Source organism: Micromonospora sp. PTRAS2, assembly GCF_054052245.1.
Window position 1 is genome coordinate 57465 of the sequence record NZ_JBSWBU010000004.1, and the last position, 14372, is coordinate 71836.

The 14372-nt window shown below is 75.0% G+C and carries 13 protein-coding genes and 3 pseudogenes; 12 read left to right on the forward strand and 4 right to left on the reverse strand.

Features of this window, described 5'->3' with window-relative positions; translation table 11 throughout:
• Positions 1 to 89: 89 nt before the first annotated feature.
• Complete coding sequence (locus tag ACVMYR_RS15240) at positions 90 to 959, reverse strand: hypothetical protein (protein WP_043969225.1); 870 nt, start codon at positions 957 to 959, stop codon at positions 90 to 92.
• Positions 960 to 1151: 192 nt separating this feature from the next.
• The gene (locus ACVMYR_RS15245) at positions 1152 to 1934 is read right to left on the reverse strand and encodes an enoyl-CoA hydratase-related protein (protein ID WP_457122292.1); all 783 of its coding nucleotides are present in this window, start codon (positions 1932 to 1934) and stop codon (positions 1152 to 1154) included.
• A 19-nt stretch (positions 1935 to 1953) separates the two neighbouring features.
• Here ACVMYR_RS15245 and hemW point away from each other — a divergent pair, with 19 nt between their 5' ends.
• A complete protein-coding gene (gene hemW / locus ACVMYR_RS15250) occupies positions 1954 to 3177 on the forward strand; it encodes a radical SAM family heme chaperone HemW (RefSeq protein ID WP_431893464.1) in 1224 nt (407 codons plus the stop codon).
• Between the two features lie 42 nt (positions 3178 to 3219).
• Here hemW and ACVMYR_RS15255 read toward each other — a convergent pair whose 3' ends face one another.
• A complete protein-coding gene (locus tag ACVMYR_RS15255; RefSeq protein ID WP_077938738.1) occupies positions 3220 to 3843 on the reverse strand; it encodes a DUF4870 domain-containing protein in 624 nt (207 codons plus the stop codon).
• A 309-nt stretch (positions 3844 to 4152) separates the two neighbouring features.
• Between ACVMYR_RS15255 and hrcA the strand changes: the two genes are divergently transcribed.
• The 3 genes from hrcA to ACVMYR_RS15270 all read left to right on the forward strand — a co-directional run bounded on the left by hrcA (position 4153) and on the right by ACVMYR_RS15270 (position 7130).
• The gene (gene hrcA / locus ACVMYR_RS15260) at positions 4153 to 5175 is read left to right on the forward strand and encodes a heat-inducible transcriptional repressor HrcA (protein ID WP_043966779.1); all 1023 of its coding nucleotides are present in this window, start codon (positions 4153 to 4155) and stop codon (positions 5173 to 5175) included.
• A gap of 73 nt (positions 5176 to 5248) precedes the next feature.
• On the forward strand, positions 5249 to 6394 hold the full coding sequence (gene dnaJ / locus ACVMYR_RS15265) for a molecular chaperone DnaJ (protein WP_176734063.1): 1146 nt from the start codon (positions 5249 to 5251) through the stop codon (positions 6392 to 6394).
• Between the two features lies 1 nt (position 6395).
• Positions 6396 to 7130 carry a 16S rRNA (uracil(1498)-N(3))-methyltransferase gene (locus ACVMYR_RS15270; protein WP_457122076.1) on the forward strand — a complete coding sequence of 245 codons (735 nt, stop codon included), beginning with the start codon at positions 6396 to 6398 and terminating at the stop codon, positions 7128 to 7130.
• Between the two features lie 53 nt (positions 7131 to 7183).
• Here the strand turns inward: ACVMYR_RS15270 and ACVMYR_RS15275 are convergent, their stop codons facing one another.
• On the reverse strand, positions 7184 to 7945 hold the full coding sequence (locus tag ACVMYR_RS15275) for an SDR family NAD(P)-dependent oxidoreductase (RefSeq protein WP_457122077.1): 762 nt from the start codon (positions 7943 to 7945) through the stop codon (positions 7184 to 7186).
• A 45-nt stretch (positions 7946 to 7990) separates the two neighbouring features.
• On the opposite strand from ACVMYR_RS15275, the gene ACVMYR_RS15280 reads away from it, so the two are divergent.
• From ACVMYR_RS15280 to ACVMYR_RS15315, 8 genes and pseudogenes are all read left to right on the forward strand, one after another.
• Positions 7991 to 8341: a histidine triad nucleotide-binding protein gene (locus ACVMYR_RS15280; RefSeq protein ID WP_077938743.1), complete on the forward strand. Its 351-nt coding sequence runs from the start codon at positions 7991 to 7993 to the stop codon at positions 8339 to 8341.
• Between the two features lie 140 nt (positions 8342 to 8481).
• Positions 8482 to 9822, forward strand: coding sequence for a serine hydrolase domain-containing protein (locus ACVMYR_RS15285; protein ID WP_255704799.1), 1341 nt, complete (start codon positions 8482 to 8484; stop codon positions 9820 to 9822).
• Positions 9823 to 9975: 153 nt separating this feature from the next.
• Positions 9976 to 10671, forward strand: a pseudogene (locus ACVMYR_RS15290) (PhoH family protein); the annotation flags it as partial.
• A 258-nt stretch (positions 10672 to 10929) separates the two neighbouring features.
• Positions 10930 to 11478 (forward strand): annotated as a pseudogene (locus tag ACVMYR_RS15295) (LAGLIDADG family homing endonuclease); the annotation flags it as partial.
• Between the two features lie 264 nt (positions 11479 to 11742).
• Positions 11743 to 12111, forward strand: a pseudogene (locus ACVMYR_RS15300) (PhoH family protein); the annotation flags it as partial.
• 9 nt (positions 12112 to 12120) lie between these two features.
• The gene (gene ybeY, locus ACVMYR_RS15305) at positions 12121 to 12594 is read left to right on the forward strand and encodes an rRNA maturation RNase YbeY (RefSeq protein ID WP_043966793.1); all 474 of its coding nucleotides are present in this window, start codon (positions 12121 to 12123) and stop codon (positions 12592 to 12594) included.
• Positions 12570 to 13988, forward strand: coding sequence for a hemolysin family protein (locus ACVMYR_RS15310; protein WP_091275544.1), 1419 nt, complete (start codon positions 12570 to 12572; stop codon positions 13986 to 13988). The genes ybeY and ACVMYR_RS15310 overlap by 25 nt, the downstream gene beginning before the upstream one ends.
• Entirely contained in the window at positions 13981 to 14367 is a 387-nt protein-coding gene (locus ACVMYR_RS15315) for a hypothetical protein (RefSeq protein ID WP_043966794.1), read from the forward strand. Before ACVMYR_RS15310 ends, ACVMYR_RS15315 begins: the two co-directional genes overlap by 8 nt.
• The last annotated feature ends 5 nt before the right edge of the window (positions 14368 to 14372 follow it).

Genomic DNA, 14372 nt, shown 5'->3' on the forward strand with positions numbered 1-14372 from the left:
CACGGAGGGTGAGATCAGGTGCTTGTTCGGCGGCTTTCGCCGGATATGGAGGATTGTGCGGTAACCGTCGGTGTGGAGAATCGAGCCGCTCAGGCGTCGGCGAAGACCTCGGCGAGCACCTCGCCGTCGTTCGCCGGGGCGTCGCCCACCCGGCTCCAGGTGCCGGCCTTCGCGGTCCACTCCAGGCCGGCGAAGCGCACCCGCTTCACGCCGTGGTCGGAGGCGTGCGAGACCAGCCAGTGCGCGTACCGCCAGCCGTCGCGCCGGTCGTCGGCCGGCACCGCGAGGCCGGTCAGCTCAGCCGGGGACGCCGCCTCCGGCAGCCCCCAGTCCAGGCTCAGGCCCCGGGTCAGCGCGGCGGCGGCCGCCGCGCCCCGCATCACCGGCGTCGCGCCGACCGTGCAGGCCACCGCGCCGGTCGCCTCGCCGAGCAGGGCCCGGGTCAGCACCTCCGACTCGTCCGCCCACTTCTGGTAAGCCTCGGGGAACGCCGAGCGCTGCACCTTCTGCGCCGCGTCGGTGACCCGCATCTTCTCCCAGCCGCGCACCCGCTTGAGCGCGGCGTAGAACTTCCGGGTCGCGTACCGGGGGTCGGCGATCTGCGCCTCGGTGCCCCAGCCCTGGCTCGGCCGCTGCTGGAACAGGCCCAGCGAGTCCCGGTCGCCGTCGGGGAGGTTGCGCAGCCCGGACTCCTGGTAGGCCGTCGCGAGGGCGACCACCACGGCCCGCTCGGGCATCTTCCGCTGGACGCCGATGGCCGCGATCGTGGCGGCGTTGGCCATCTGGTCGGCGTCCAGGCGCACCTGGCCGTCGGCCTGCACCGTGCAGGTGCGGCTGGTCAGGGACAACGGCAGGCGCAGCTGCCCGCCGGCCTGCCGGACGACGAGCCAGATCCCCACCACGGCGATCACGGCGACGACGACACCGGTCGCGACGACTGCCCGACTTCGCACCCGCACCCCCTGTTCGACGGCGTCCGCCAAGAGTACGTCCCCGCCGCCGCCGTCCGGCCCGTCCGACCGATTCGCTCCGTTCCGTGGCGGGTCGGCCGCGATGCGTGTCCGCCTTCCCCACGCCCCGGCCCGGAAACCGGAGGCCGACCCGGGAACCGCTCGGCGCCCCGGGAGTCGATCGGCCGGCCCGGTCACCGGTCAGTCCGTCGGCACCCAGCGCGCGTCGCGCTTCTCCCGGAACGCCAGCACGCCCTCGCGCCCCTCGTCGGACAGGAAGAACCCGGTCGACAGGGCGGCCAGCTCGGCGACCCCGGCCCGCAGGTCGGCCGCCGGCGGGCGGCGCAGCAGCGCCTTCGCCCCGGCCAGCGCGTTCGGCGCCCCCCGCACCAGCGAGGCGCAGGCCCGCGCCACCGCCGCGTCCAGCGCGTCCGCCGGCACCGCCGAGGTGACCAGCCCGATCTCGGCGGCCCGCCGCCCGTCGAAGGTGTCGCCGGTGAGGTACAGCTCGGCGGCCGCCCGGGGCGCCAGCCGGGGCAGCACGGTCGCCGAGATCACCGCCGGGATCACCCCGATCCGCACCTCGGTGAACGCGAACGTCGCCTCCTGCGCGCAGATCGCCAGGTCGGCCGCCGCGATCAGGCCCAGCCCGCCGGCCCGCGCAGGCCCGGCCACCCGGGCCACCACCGGCTTCGGGCACTCCCAGACCGCCGCGAGCACGTCGCCGAGCATCCCGGCCGGGACCGTGCCGCTGGCGTACGCGGCGGCGGTCTCCTTCAGGTCGGCGCCGGAGCAGAAGACCGGGCCGGTGTGGTCGAGCACCACCACCCGGACCGCGTCGTCGGCCACGGCGGCGGCCAGCCCGGCCAGCAGCTCGGTCATCAGCGGCGTGGAGAGCGCGTTGCGGTTGTGCGGGCTGTCCAGGGTGAGGGTGGTCACCCCACGGGCCGTGGCGACCCGCACGAGCGCGGCGGTGGAGGTCATGCCGGGCACACTAGTGGCCATGCCCGGCGTCCTTCCAGAAGGCGAGCCCGTCCCGGCCGACGGCTCGCTGCCCGCCACCGCGACCCGCGCCGTCGGCGCGCGCGGCTTCGGCGTGTACGTGCACGTGCCGTTCTGCGCCAGCCGCTGCGGCTACTGCGACTTCAACACCTACACCGCCGACGAGCTGGGCGGCGGGGCGAGCCGCGAGGGGTACGCCGACACCGTGCTCGCCGAGCTGGCGCTGGCCGCCCGGGTGCTCGGCGACACCCCGCCGCCCCGGGTGGACACCGTGTTCGTCGGCGGCGGCACGCCCACCCTGCTGCCCGCCGACGACCTGGCCCGCATCCTCGACGGCGTCGACCGCACCTGGGGGCTGGCCGCCGACGCGGAGGTGACCACCGAGGCCAACCCCGAGTCGGTGACCCCGGAGTCGCTGAAGACCCTGCGGGCCGCCGGGTACACCCGCATCTCGCTGGGCATGCAGTCGGCCGCGCCGGGGGTGCTGGCGATCCTCGACCGCCGGCACCGCGCCGGCCGGGCCACCGAGGCCGCCCGGGAGGCCCGCGACGCCGGGTTCGACCACGTCAACCTCGACCTGATCTACGGTACGCCGGGGGAGAGCGCCGACGACTTCGCCGCGTCCCTGGCGCAGGTGGTGGCCGCCGGGGTGGACCACGTCAGCGCGTACGCCCTGATCGTGGAGGACGGCACCCGGCTGGCCGCGCGGATGCGGCGCGGCGAGCTGCCGTACCCCTCCGACGACGTGGCGGCGGACCGTTACCTGGCCGCGGAGGCCGCCCTCGACGCGGCCGGTTTCTCCTGGTACGAGGTGTCCAACTGGGCCCGCACGCCGGCCGGCCGGTGCCGGCACAACCTGCTCTACTGGAACGGCGGCGACTGGTGGGGTCTCGGGCCGGGGGCGCACAGCCACGTCGGCGGGGTGCGCTGGTGGAACGTCAAGCACCCGGCCGCGTACGCGAAGCGCCTGGCGGCGGGGGAGTCGCCCGGCCTGGCCCGGGAGGTGCTCACGCCCGACGAGGCCCACACGGAGGACGTCATGCTGCGGCTGCGGCTCGCCTCGGGGCTGCCGCTGGCGGTGCTGGACGACGCGGGCCGCGCCGGGGCCCGGCGGGCCCTCGCCGACGGCCTGCTCGACCCGGCCGGCTACGCGGCCGGCCGGGCGGTGCTCACGCTGCGCGGCCGGCTGCTGGCCGACGCGGTCGTGCGCGACCTGCTGCCCTGACGGGGGTGACCCCGACCGGCCGGGGGAGCGGCCGGTCGGGGATCACTTGATCAGGTTGACGGTCATCGGGTAGCGGTAGGGGCTGCCCTCGTTCGCTTTGATGCCGGCGACGATGCCGAAGATGATGCCGACGATCATGGCGCCGAAGCCGATCAGGAGCCCCACCAGGATGCAGGTGAGGATCCAGCCGATCAGGGCGATGACCGACCAGAGGAGCTGGAAGTTCAGCGCCGCCACCGCGTGGGCGCGGACCGTCGGCGACTGGTTGCCCCGGGCGAGCAGGGCGATCAGCGGCGCGAGCCAGCCGAGCACGCCACCGCCGAGGAACATCCCCGCCGCGCCGCCGAAGTGGGCGACCAGGACCCAGGTCTTGTCCTCGTTGTTGGCGTAGCCGCCGGAGGGCGCGCCGTACGCGCCGCCGGTCGGATATCCGCCACCGGGCGGGGGGAAGCCGCCCCCGGGTGGCGGGTAGCCGGCCGACGGCGGCTGGTCACCGGTGGGCGGCGGATAGCCACCGGGCGGGGGATAGCCGCCCGCCCCGGGGGCCCCGGACAGTGGTGCGGTGGGGGGCTCGTGCCCCGGCGAGCCGTACGGTGCCGACGGGTTCGGCTCCGGCGGGTAGCCGCCGGGGTCGCCCGATCCGGGAGGGCGAGGTGGTTCAGTCATGCACGTCACGGTAGGGGTTGCGGGCAAGCGGGCACCAGAGCGACACCGCCGCGGAGCGGCGGATGTTCGGCCCGCCCACGCAGGTGGCGGCCCGCACCGGGCGGCCGTCGACCGGTCGGCGCGCGCCCGGCCGGCCTCCCGCGCGGCGGTCGCCGCACCCGCGGTCCGTCGTTGATCTTACCCAGCACGGGGCAGCCGACGTAGACTGGCACTCGTTACAGTCGAGTGCCAGGCGTCGACGCACCGGCGGAGCGCCGACCTGCGGTGCCGCCGCGCCGCCGGGCCCGACATGCGACAGGAGGTGGCAGGGTGGGTCTGGACGACCGCAAGCTCGCCGTGCTCCGCGCGATCGTCGAGGACTACGTCGCCACCCAGGAGCCGGTCGGCAGCAAGGCGCTGGTCGAGCGGCACCAGCTCGGCGTCTCCCCCGCGACGGTGCGCAACGACATGGCGGTGCTGGAGGAGGAGGGCTACATCCGGCAGCCGCACACCAGCGCCGGCCGGGTCCCCACCGACCGGGGCTACCGCCTCTTCGTCGACCGGCTGTCCCGCGTCAAGCCGCTCAGCCCGGCCGAGCGCCGGGCGATCGAGCGCTTCCTGGTCGGCGCGGTCGACCTCGACGACGTGGTGCACCGCACGGTGCGGCTGCTGGCGCAGCTCACCCGGCAGGTCGCCGTGGTGCAATATCCCTCGCTGGCCCGCTCCTCGGTGCGGCACCTGGAGCTGGTGCCGATCTCCACCACCCGGCTGATGCTGGTGATGATCGCCGACACCGGCCGGGTCGAGCAGCGGCTGGTCGAGCTGCCCGCGCCGGTGAGCGCCGACGACGTCACCGACCTGCGCCGGCTGGTCAACGAGAAGCTCGTCGGCAGCCGGCTGTCGGAGACCCCGCCGCTGGTGCAGGCGCTGGTCGAGGAGTCGAGCCCGCACCTGCGCGGCACCATGACCACGCTCTCCACCGTGCTGCTGGAGACGCTGGTCGAGCGGCACGAGGAGCGCATCGCGCTGGCCGGCACCGCCAACCTGACCCGGGGCGGCCTGCTCGACTTCCAGGGGTCCCTGCGGCCCATTCTGGAGGCGCTGGAGGAGGAGGTGGTGATGCTCAAGCTCATCGGCGAGGCCGAGTCGACCACCACCCGCGTGCTGATCGGCGACGAGAACGAGATCGACAATCTGCGGGCCGCCTCGGTGGTGAGCACCGGCTACGGCCCGGGGGCGACCGCGCTCGGCGGACTGGGCGTGGTCGGCCCCACCCGGATGGACTACCCCGGCACCATCGCCACGGTGCGGGCCGTGGCACGCTACGTGGGCGAGCTGCTGGCCCAGAACTGACCAGTCAGGGCCGACGGCCGGCTCCGGCCGACGACCGGCGCAACGCGACAAGAACATGAGGACACGGGACGCAGTGGCCAGGGACTACTACGGCATCCTCGGCGTGAGCCGGGAGGCCTCCGACGACGAGATCAAGCGCGCCTACCGCAAGCTGGCGCGGCAGTTCCACCCGGACGTCAATCCGGACCCGGAGGCACAGGAGAAGTTCAAGGACATCAACGCCGCGTACGAGGTCCTCTCGGACGACCGGAAACGGCAGATCGTCGACCTCGGCGGCGACCCCCTCGCCCCCGGCGGCGGGGGCATGGGCGGCCCGGGCGGACCCGGCGGGGCCGGCCCGTTCGTCGGCTTCCAGGACATCATGGACGCCTTCTTCGGCGGCGCGGCCGGCGGCTCCCGGGGCCCGCGCCCGCGCACCCGGCCCGGCGCGGACGCGATCCTGCGCCTGGAGCTGGACCTGCACGAGACGGCGTTCGGCGTCGAGGCCCCCATCACCGTCGACACGGCGGTGCTCTGCACCACCTGCTCCGGGGCGGGCACGGCGGCCGGCACCCACCTGGCCACCTGCGAGGCGTGCGGCGGCCGGGGCGAGGTCCAGTCGGTGCAGCGCACCTTCCTCGGCCAGGTGGTCTCCGCCCGGCCGTGCACGGTCTGCCAGGGCTACGGCACCACCATCCCGCACCCCTGCCCGACCTGCACCGGCGACGGGCGGGTGCGCACCCGCCGCTCGCTCACCGTCAAGATCCCCGCCGGGGTCGAGGACGGCATGCGCATCCGGCTCGCCCAGCAGGGCGAGGTCGGCCCGGGAGGCGGCACCGCCGGCGACCTCTACGTCGAGATCCACGAGCGCCCGCACGACGTCTACTCCCGCAAGGGCGACGACCTGCACTGCCGGGTCACCGTCCCGATGACGGCCGCCGCGCTCGGCACCCGGCTGACCATCAAGACCCTCGACAGCGAGGAGACGGTCGACGTCAAGGCCGGCACCCAGCCGGGCAGCACCCTGCGGCTGCGTGCCCGGGGCGTGCCGCACCTGCGCGGCACCGGCCGGGGCGACCTCTACGTCCACCTCGACGTGCGCACCCCGACCAAGCTCGACCCCGACCAGGAAAAGATGCTGCGCGACTTCGCCAAGACCCGGGGCGAGGAGGTCGCCGAGCTGAGCAAGCAGGGCGGCTTCTTCTCCCGGATGCGCGACGCCTTCAACGGGCACGCCTGAGGTGTCGGCGCCGCTGTTCCTGGTCGACGCGCTGCCCACCGGCGACGCGCTGACCCTCGGCGGCCCGGAGGGGCACCACGCGGCCACCGTCCAGCGGCTGCGCGCCGGCGAGGAGCTGCTGCTGGCCGACGGCCGGGGCGGCACCGCCGCCGCCGTGGTCACCGCCGTCGGCCGGGGCGCCCTCGACCTGCGGGTCACCTCCCGGGGGCACGTCGACGCGCCCGTCCCCCGGCTCGTCGTGGTGCAGGGCATCGCCAAGGGCGACCGGGGCGAGCTGGCCGTGCAGGCGATGACCGAGGTCGGCGTCGACGAGATCGTGCCCTGGGCGGCGGCCCGCTCGGTGGCGCAGTGGCGCGGCGACCGGGGCGTACGGGCCCGGGAGAAGTGGGCGGCGACGGCCCGGGAGGCGGCGAAGCAGGCCCGCCGGGCGTGGCTGCCGGTGGTGGCCGGCGCCCCCGACGAGTCCACGGCCACGGTGGCCCGCCGGATCGCCGGCGCCGCCGCCGCGTTCGTCCTGCACGAGGAGGCGCAGGAGCCGCTGACCGCCGCCGCGCTGCCCGCCACGGGCGAGATCGTGCTGGTCGTCGGCCCGGAGGGCGGCATCACCGACGCGGAGGTGAGCGCGTTCACCCAGGCCGGCGCCCGCCCGGTGCGCCTCGGCCCGCACGTGCTGCGCACCTCCACGGCGGGCGTCGCCGCCCTCTGCGTCCTGGCCACCCGCCTGTCCCGCTGGTGACCCGCCCGTCCTGTCGGTGACCCGCCTGTCCCGCTGGTGGACCCCCGCCCCGGTCAGGTGCGCAGGTAGGACGCGCCGTTGAGGTCGACGATCGTGCCGGAGGCCCACTCCGCCTCCGCCGACGCCAGCCAGTGGACCGCCGCCGCGATCTCCTCCGGGCGGGCCACCCGGCCGAACGGGCTCTGCGCCCGGATCGCCGCGCCGCCCTCACCGGCCAGGTGCTCCGTGGTCATGTCGGTCTCCACGAAGCCGGGGGCCACCGTCGCGACCGCGATGCCGTACGGGGCCAGGGCCACCGCGAGGGACTGGCCGAGCGCGTTGAGCCCCGCCTTGCTCGCCCCGTACGCCGGCTGCTCCGGCTCGCCCCGGAACACGCCCCGCGACGAGACGTTGACGATCCGCCCGCCCCGCCCGCGCATGTGCTGGGCCGCGCACCAGGTCACGTTGGCCGCCCCGGTCAGGTTGGTCTCCAGCACCTGCCGCCAGCGCCGCTGCCAGTCGGCGTAGGACGCGCCGAAGACCGGGTGCGGGGCGTTCCGCTCGCCGTACACCCCGGCGTTGTTGACCAGCACGTCCAGCCCGCCGAGGCGGGTCGCCGCGTCGTCGACCATCACCCGTACCGCCTCGGGGTCGGCCAGGTCCGCGCGGACCACGACGTGGCCGTCGCCCGGCAGCTCCGCGCGCAGCCGCTCGGCCAGCTCCCCGGAGCCCCGGTGGTGGATCGCCACCCGGTCCCCGCCCGCCGCGAACCGCGCCGCCACCGCGCGCCCGATGCCCCGCGAGGCCCCCGTCACCAGCACCGCCCGTGAAGTCACGCGGCCATCATGCCCCAGCCGTCCGGCACCACTTACCATGCCCCGATGGGATCCGACTGCCTGTTCTGCCGCATCGTCGCCGGGGAGATCCCGGCCACCGTCGTCCGGGAGACCGACACCACCCTCGCCTTCCGCGACATCGATCCGAAGGCCCCGGTGCACGTGCTGGTCATCCCCAAGGAGCACTACGCCGACGTGGCGACCCTCGGCCAGGGCGACCCGGCACTCGCCGGCGAGCTGCTCGCCACGGCCGCCGCCGTGGCCGAGGACGAGGGGCTGCTCGGCGACGGCTTCCGGCTGATGTTCAACACCGGGGCGTACGGCGGCCAGGAGGTCTTCCACGTGCACGCGCACGTGCTCGGCGGCGCGCCGCTGGGCCCGATGCTCTGCCGCTGAGGGGGGGCGGCGGGCGCGTCCGTCGCGGGCGCGTCCCGCGCCGAGGTGTTAGGAAGGGGCCCTTCCCATACGGAATGCGTTAACAAGGGGCCCCTCCTTACACTGCGGGCGTGAGTGGAATCGACGAGCGGCTCGGGCGGATGGTGCGGCGGGTCCAGGCCGAGGGGCGGGTGCCGGCGGTCGCGGCGGCCCTGCACCGGGCGGACCGCCCGCTCTGGACCTGCGAGGCCGGCGGCACCGGCAACGACACGGCGCTCGGCCCGCAGACGCTGTTCCGGATCGGCTCGGTCACCAAGACGTTCACCGCGGTGCTGGTCATGCAGTGCCGCGACGCCGGCCTGCTCGACCTCGACGACCCCGTCGGCGCGCACCTCGACGTGCCCGCACACGGCGAGCTGACCGTGCGCCGGCTGCTGTCGCACACCTCCGGCCTGCAACGGGAGCCGCACGGCGACGTCTGGGACACCCTGCTCGCCCCCGGGGCGGACGAGCTGCTGGCCGACCTGGCCCGCGCCGAGCGGGTGCTGCCGCCGGCCCGCCGCTTCCACTACTCCAACCTCGGCATGGCCGTGCTCGGCCAGCTCGTCGCCCGGCTGCGCGGCGGCACCTGGGCCGAGGTGCTCGCCGACCGGGTGCTCACCCCGCTCGGCCTGACCGCCACCACCGACCGGCCGGGCCCGGCGGCGGCCACCGGGTTCCTCGTCGACGCGTACTCCGACGAGGCGCACCCCGAGCCGCCCACCGACTTCGCCGCGGTCGGCCCGGCCGGGCAGCTGTGGAGCACCGCCACCGACATGGCCCGCTGGGCGGCGTTCCTGGCCGACCCGGCGGCGCTCGACCCCACCGGCGCGGTGCTCGCCCCGGCGACGCTCGACGAGATGCGCTGGCCGCTGACCGTCACCGACGAGACGACCTGGGGGGCCGGCTTCGGGCTGGGGCTGATCCTGCTGCCGCAGGGCGACCGGGTCGTGCACGTCGGCCACGACGGGGCGATGCCCGGCTTCCTCGCCGCCGTCTACGGCCGCCGGGGCGGCGACGGCACCCCCGGGGCGATGGGCGCGGCGGTGCTCGGCTCGTCCGGGACCGGCGTGCAGGTCATGGAGCTGCCGCACCGGCTGCTCGCCGCCGCCGTCGAGCACGACCCGGCCGAGGTCGAGCCGTGGCGGCCGGGCCCGCCGGCCCCGGAGCACCTGCGCGGGATGCTGGGCCCGTGGTGGGGCGAGGGCTTCGCGTCCGTCTTCAGCTGGCACGACGGCACCCTGCAGGCCCGCAGCGCGGGCGACCCGGCGGGCAAGCCCCCGGCGGTCTTCGCCCCGCTGCCGGACCGGCCGGACGTGTTCCGCACCGTCTCCGGGCGGGAGGCCGGCGAGCTGCTGCGGTTGACCCGGGACGCGACCGGGGCGGTGGTCCGGCTGCACTGGGCGACGTACCGCTTCACCCGGGGCCAGGAGACCTTCGACGGGTACGACTTCCGGCGCTGACGCCCGGCCGGGCCGGCAGCCCGGCGGCCCGGGGAAATGGGCGAGGTGCCGCCGCGCGGGAAACGTTACGATGGAGGTAACGTCCGATCGCCGCGCCAGCAGGGCCCGGCGCCGAGATCGAGAGCAGGTGCGCAGGGCCCCTCGGCCCGACCCATGACCGGCACCCCACCTCCCGGCCCGCCCCGGGTGCAGACCAGGATCACCGTCCCCGACTCGAAGATCATGGTCAACCTGCTGGGCGCGGGCGACGAGATCCTGCGACTCGTCGAGCGTTCGGTCGACAGCGACGTGCACGTCCGCGGCAACGAGATCACCATCACCGGTGCTCCGGCGGACAACGCCATCGCCGAGCGCCTCTTCAGCGAGCTGCTCGAACTGATCGAGAAAGGCGAGACCCTGACCACTGACGCCGTGCGGCGCACCGTCGGGATGCTGGAGCAGGGCGGCACCGAGCGGCCCGCCGAGGTCCTGACGCTCAACATCCTCTCCCGGCGCGGGCGCACCATCCGCCCCAAGACGCTCGGGCAGAAAAAGTACGTCGACGCGATCGACGCGCACACCATCGTCTTCGGCATCGGCCCCGCCGGCACCGGCAAGACCTACCTGGCGATGGCGAAGGCCGTCCAGGCCCTCCAGGCCAAGCAGGTCAACCGGATCATCCTGACCCGGCCGGCGGTCGAGGCGGGGGAGCGGCTGGGCTTCCTGCCCGGCACGCTCAACGAGAAGATCGACCCCTACCTGCGCCCGCTCTACGACGCGCTGCACGACATGCTCGACCCGGAGACGATCCCGAAGCTGATGGCGGCCGGGACGATCGAGGTCGCGCCCCTGGCATACATGAGGGGGCGGGCGCAGCCGTACGACGCGCGGGTCCTGACCCCCGAGGGGTTCCGGCCGTTCGGGTCGCTGCGGGTCGGTGACCTGGTCATCGGCTCGAACGGCACGCCCACGCCGGTGATCGGCGTCTACCCGCAGGGGCCGAAGCAGGTCTACCGGGTCACCACCCAGGACGGCGCGTCCACCGTCGCCTGCGGCGAGCACCTCTGGACCGTCGCCACGCCCGACGACAAGCGGCGCGGGCGTCGGCGCACCCTCGAAACCCAGGAGATGATCGGCAAGGAGTGGCGGGGCCACACCCGCCGGTACGAGCTGCCGGTCGTCGCGCCCGTGCAGTTGGCGCCGCAGGACGTTCCGCTCGACCCGTACGCGCTCGGGCTGCTCCTCGGCGACGGTGCCTTCTCCTCCCGGGCGACGCCGGCCTTCTCCACGGCGGACCCGGAGCTGGCCGCCGCGCTCGACGAGGCGCTGCCCGGCATCGCCCTCGTTCGCAAGAGCGAGTACGACTACGTGCTCCGGCACGTCGACGGTCACCGGGGTGGGGTCATCGTCGCCAACCCGGTGACGGCCGTGCTGCGCGAACTGGGCCTGGCCGGGGAGACCTCGGGCACCAAGTTCGTGCCCGAGGTCTACAGGAACAACAGCCTCGACGTCCGGCTGGCCGTGCTCCAGGGGCTGCTGGACACCGACGGCGGGCCGGTCGTCCAGGCGGGGCGCACCTGCCGGGTGCAATACTCGACGACGTCGCCGCGGCTGCGGGACGACGTGGTCTACCTGGCCCAGTCGCTCGGTGGGGTGGCCACCTGGCGGGTCCGGGAGGCCGAGGGGCGTAAGCCCGGCCTGGCCAAGGGCCGCCCGGTCCACTACCGCGCCGACGCCTACGTCGTGGAGATCAGGCTTCCTGCCGGTGTCGCGCCGTTCCGCCTGTCGCGCAAGCGTGCGCTGTACGACGAGCACGGCGGTGGCCGGCCGATGCGGTTCATCGACTCGATCATCCCTGCCGGGGTGCAGGAGACGATGTGCATCCAGGTCGCGGCGGAGGACTCGCTGTACGTGACCGACGACTTCCTGGTCACGCACAACACCCTCAACGACGCGTTCATCATCCTCGACGAGGCGCAGAACACCACGCCCGAGCAGATGAAGATGTTCCTCACCCGGCTCGGCTTCGGTTCCAAGATCGTGGTCACCGGCGACGTCACCCAGGTGGACCTTCCCGGCGGGACGACCAGCGGCCTGCGGGTGGTCCGGGAGATCCTGGAGAACGTGGAGGACGTGCACTTCGCGCAGTTGTCCAGCTCCGACGTGGTGCGCCACCGGCTGGTCGGGGAGATCGTCGACGCGTACGCCCGCTGGGACGCCGAGCGGGAGAACCAGCAGGCGCAGGGCGTGCACGCCGTGCCGGGGCGCACCGCCCAGGGCGGCCGGGCCGGCCGGCGCCGACAGACCTAGGGAACCCAGTTGTCCATCGAGATCGCCAACGAGTCCGGTGTCGACGTCGACACCGACGCCGTGCTCGCCGTCGCCCGGCACGCCCTCGACGAGATGGGGGTCAACCCCCTCGCCGAGCTGTCCGTGCTGCTGGTCGACATCGACTACATGACCGAGCTGAACCACCGCTGGATGGGCGGCGACGGCCCGACCGACGTGCTCGCCTTCCCCATGGACGAGGGCAGCGTCGACCACGGGCCGGGCGAGTCCAGCTCGGCCGGCGGGGAGCCGGCGCTGCTGGGCGACATCGTGCTCTGCCCGGAGGTGGCGGCCAAGCAGGCCGCGACGGCCGGCCACTCCTCGGCCGACGAGCTGCACCTGCTCACCGTGCACGGGGTGCTGCACCTGCTCGGCTACGACCACGCCGAGCCGGAGGAGGAGCGGGAGATGTTCGAGCTCCAGGCCCGGCTGCTGGCCAGCTGGCGGTCGACCCGGTCCGCGTGATGCCCGCACAGGTGTCGGCTGCCGGCGCGGCGGCGGGCCTGCCCGACCTGCAGCTGCTCGTCTTCGCGGCCGGGCTGGTGGTGCTCGCCGGCCTGATCGCGATGACCGAGGCGGCGCTGGCCGCCGTGTCACCGGCCCGGGCGGCCGAGCTGGCCCGCGACGGGGCCCGGGGCGCGCGCACGCTCCAGGCCGTCGCCGGCGACGTCGTCCGCCACCTCAACCTGCTGCTGCTTCTGCGGCTGCTGGCCGAGCTGACCGCCACCACGCTGGTCGCGCTGGTGGCGGTCGACACGTTCGGCGCGGGCTGGCGGGCGGCGCTGGTCACCGCCGGCGCGATGACCGTGATCAGCTTCGTGGTGGTCGGGGTCGGCCCGCGTACCCTCGGCCGGCAGCACGCGTACGCGGTCGGCCGGGCCGTCGCGCCGCTGGTGCGCTGGCTGGGTCGGGCGCTCAATCCGCTGGCGTCGCTGCTGATCCTGATCGGCAACGCGGTCACCCCGGGGCGCGGTTTCCGGGAGGGGCCGTTCGCGACCCAGGTGGAGCTGCGCGAGCTGGTCGACCTGGCCGAGCAGCGGGGCGTCGTCGAGCACGGCGAGCGGCAGATGATCCACTCGGTGTTCGCGCTCGGTGACACCATCGCCCGCGAGGTGATGGTGCCGCGCACCGAGATGGTGTGGATCGAGGAGAGCAAGACCCTCTCCCAGGCCCTCGCCCTGTTCCTGCGCTCCGGCTTCTCCCGCATCCCGGTGATCGGGGAGAGCGTCGACGACGTGCTCGGCGTGCTCTACCTCAAGGACCTGATCCGCCGCACCCAGGGCGGCGACCCGGCGGCTTCCCTGCTGCCGGTGTCGGAGCTGATGCGCCCGGCGACGTTCGTCCCGGAGTCGAAGCCGGTCGACGACCTGCTGTCGGAGATGCAGGCCGCGCGCAACCACCTGGTCATCGTCGTCGACGAGTACGGCGGCACCGGCGGCCTCGTCACGATCGAGGACATCCTGGAGGAGATCGTCGGCGAGATCACCGACGAGTACGATGTCGAACGTCCGCCGGTCGAACGGCTGGCGGACGGCGCGGTGCGGGTCACCGCCCGGCTGCCCGTCGAGACCCTCGGCGAGCTGTTCGACGTCGAGCTGCCCGCCGACGAGGTCGAGACGGTCGGCGGTCTGCTCGCCCAGGCCCTGGGCCGGGTCCCGATCCCCGGCGCGGAGGCCGAGGTGGCCGGGCTGCGCCTGGTCGCCGAGGGCACCACCGGCCGGCGCAACCGGATCGACACCGTGCTGGTGAGCCGGGTCGAGCCGACCGACCACCCCGACACCACCCCCGGGCGCGGCGAGCCCGCCGAGGCCCGGGGCACCCAGAACCGAGCCGAGGAGAGGCAACCCGCCGATGCCTGAGTCACCCGCCGCGCCCGCCGCCCTGCCCACCCCGTCCGCGCCGGTCGAGCTGAGCGCCGAGGACGGCAAGCTGGTCATCCTCGCCCGGGGGGCCCGGGGCCGGGTGGGCGCCGTGGAGGGAGCCGCGGTACGCGACCAGGACGGCCGGACGTACGCGGCGGCGAGCGTGTCGCTGCCCTCGCTGACCCTCACCGCCCTCCAGCTCGCGGTGGCCTCCGCCGTGGCGGCCGGGGCGACCCGGCTGGAGGCCGCCGTCGTGGTGACCGAGGCGTCGACCCTGGACGGGGCGGGGCACGCCGCCGTCCGTGACCTGGCCGCCGACGCGCCGATCCACGTGGCCGCGCCGGACGGCACCGTCCTCGGCACGGTGGTCGAGTGAGCGAC

Coding starts and splice junctions, on each gene's coding strand:
- ACVMYR_RS15245 (WP_457122292.1), bottom strand. CDS start 1,934: ATGACCTCCACCGCCGCGCTCGTGCGGGTCGCCACGGCCCGTGGGGTG.
- hemW (WP_431893464.1), top strand. CDS start 1,954: ATGCCCGGCGTCCTTCCAGAAGGCGAGCCCGTCCCGGCCGACGGCTCG.
- ACVMYR_RS15255 (WP_077938738.1), bottom strand. CDS start 3,843: ATGACTGAACCACCTCGCCCTCCCGGATCGGGCGACCCCGGCGGCTAC.
- ACVMYR_RS15280 (WP_077938743.1), top strand. CDS start 7,991: ATGGGATCCGACTGCCTGTTCTGCCGCATCGTCGCCGGGGAGATCCCG.
- ACVMYR_RS15285 (WP_255704799.1), top strand. CDS start 8,482: ATGGTGCGGCGGGTCCAGGCCGAGGGGCGGGTGCCGGCGGTCGCGGCG.
- ACVMYR_RS15315 (WP_043966794.1), top strand. CDS start 13,981: ATGCCTGAGTCACCCGCCGCGCCCGCCGCCCTGCCCACCCCGTCCGCG.